Genomic DNA, 2,224 nt, shown 5'->3' with positions numbered 1-2,224 from the left:
AAAGAAAAAAGACAACCGCCTCCTATTAGGAGGCTAGTTGTCTACAGTCTGAAAGGACGATACCCGGTATGGGATCGTCCTTTTTTGAGATGGCGCCTTTTACTTACTGCTGATCCTTGTGGATTTCTTTGTAGGCTTCCAGAATTCCATTTTTAACAGCTTTTTTTATTAAATAATAACCCAGGACAAAGAAGACTACAGGTACGGCCCCTCCTTTTCAATTACAATTTTATAGTATCATTGTAGGGGATGGACTGATGAAAAACAAGTAGCAAAAGTATTACGATTTAGGAAGCCCGCCGGAGACCTTCGAAGAAGGCTATCCGTAAAGATATTGTAATTGTTTGTAAGCTTCCGTATATGGAAAATGACAGTCCGGTATGGTATAGTCGAGAAAAGAAGCAGGTAGCATGAGAGAGGGGAAAGCGATGATGTTATATTACCGGATGAATCTGTTCTAGGTGTGGAGCAAGTGTCCGTAACGGGCAAATATAAAACCCATGCCAGGGATAGAAATGGAAAGAGAGATTCAGAAAGAACTTGAAGAATGGGAACTGGAGTTATACTGCCGCAATAGGAAGCGGATGTATAAGACTGAAAAGAATTACCGGGATCCCAGAAAAGAAGTGATGAAAGATTACCGTCACCACAGAAAAACGAAGTGGTTTTATGACCATGAGTGCCGGTACGTGAAAAAGCAGACGTCTAAGAAACTTCGCAGGAAGCTGAAACGGGAAATCTTCAATGAAGCATATGATCACGTGATTCCTCATGATTACAAAACCTACGGCTGGATCACGTGGTGATGCCGGAGAGCCGGAGACTGTTTACGGTCTCCGGCTCTCTGACTGAAAATAAGTGGGTGCGCCGAAAAAATGGTCATAACAGACGCATTTTTCGCATAAACTATAACAGAATGATATGGGAGGGAAAACCATGACAATTTATCCTGTTTGTACAAGCCTGATGAGATACCGTTTGTTTGTAAACTGTATGGAACGCTACTATCGCTATAAAATGAAGCGGCCCTGCTTCCTCATAATGCAGAACAGCAGGTGGACCGTGGTTACGCTGGAAATGTAACAGCAGCTTTATAATTCTACATATTTATATTTACGATCATGCATGGAGCGTGACAGGAAGGGGCCTTTTGGCCTCTTTTTTCTATATTTCACAGAAATTTCATAATTACCCTATTGTAATCCTTATTGAGTAAGAGTATAATACCTAATTATTAATTAGCTAACTATCACATAACTAATTATTCCCCATATGATGAGGAAGGGAGGCGGAAAAACATGAAATCTTGTGGCAGCGGGCCATGCCATGACAGCAAGTGGCTGGATTCTTCGGCTCATCACGTGCTGACGCAGTACATCAGAATTATGAAGCTGCACCGGAGCATTCTGGAGCAGCGTCTGAATAAGACTGGAGTCTACAGGAGCCAGCATCAGATTTTAACAACCCTGGCGGAACATTCCAACGCGTCCCAGAAGGAAATCGCGGAATATTTAAACGTCACCGCGGCAACCATAGCGGTGTCGGTGAAAAAACTGGAAAAGGGCGGTTATATCACGAGAATTGTGGACCAGGAAGACAACCGGTACAACAAGCTCTGTCTGACAGAGGAAGGGCTCGATGTCGTGGAACACAGCCGGCAGTTTTTTAAAAACGTGGAAAATCAGATGTTTCTGGGATTCACGGAGGAAGAGTTTCAGGCCATGGAAGGGTATCTGGAGCGCATTTATGCGAATTTGTCCGACATAACGACTAAGACAACGACAAAAAAGGAGGATTCATAACGTGAAGCGATACTGGAAATATATAAAGCCATATTGGGGCTCATTTCTGCTGGCACCGCTTTTGATGCTGACAGAGGTATTTGGTGAGATCATGCTACCAAAGCTGATGTCACTGATTATTAACAATGGTGTGGCAAACAGGGACACCAGCTATATCATAGCCGTGGGCGGCGTGATGGTGGTTACGGCCTTTGTTATGGCCGCGGGCGGAATCGGAGCGGCCTATTTCTCATCAAAGGCCTCCATCTGTTTCAGCTCCGATTTGAGAAAAGACGTATTTGACAAGGTACAGCAGTTTTCCTTTAAGAACATAGACGATTTCAGCAGCGGTTCCCTTGTAACCAGGCTGACCAACGACATTCAGCAGATTCAGAACGTGCTGATGATGAGCCTGCGTTTGATGTTCCGCGCGCCCGGCATGC

At 44.3% G+C, this 2,224-nt stretch carries 4 protein-coding genes and 1 pseudogene; 4 read left to right on the top strand and 1 reads right to left on the bottom strand.

Annotated elements, in window-relative coordinates; genetic code table 11:
* Window positions 1-103: 103 nt before the first annotated feature.
* Window positions 104-199 (bottom strand): annotated as a pseudogene (locus ACLTD4_RS33845) (DUF6019 family protein); the annotation flags it as partial.
* Between the two features lie 385 nt (window positions 200-584).
* On the opposite strand from ACLTD4_RS33845, the gene ACLTD4_RS33840 reads away from it, so the two are divergent.
* From ACLTD4_RS33840 to ACLTD4_RS33825, 4 genes are all read left to right on the top strand, one after another.
* Window positions 585-806: a hypothetical protein gene (locus ACLTD4_RS33840; RefSeq protein ID WP_117623713.1), complete on the top strand. Its 222-nt coding sequence runs from the start codon at window positions 585-587 to the stop codon at window positions 804-806.
* A gap of 130 nt (window positions 807-936) precedes the next feature.
* On the top strand, window positions 937-1,083 hold the full coding sequence (locus ACLTD4_RS33835; protein WP_002600154.1) for a hypothetical protein: 147 nt from the start codon (window positions 937-939) through the stop codon (window positions 1,081-1,083).
* Window positions 1,084-1,298: 215 nt separating this feature from the next.
* Entirely contained in the window at window positions 1,299-1,802 is a 504-nt protein-coding gene (locus ACLTD4_RS33830) for a MarR family winged helix-turn-helix transcriptional regulator (RefSeq protein ID WP_002600153.1), read from the top strand.
* Between the two features lies 1 nt (window position 1,803).
* The coding region (locus ACLTD4_RS33825) for an ABC transporter transmembrane domain-containing protein (protein ID WP_412331986.1) at window positions 1,804-2,224 on the top strand (421 nt) is incomplete at its 3' end.

The sequence above is a fragment of the Hungatella sp. genome, assembly GCF_046966825.1.
The sequence above is the reverse complement of the archived record's forward strand: the minus strand, read 5'-3'. Positions and strand labels throughout refer to the sequence as shown.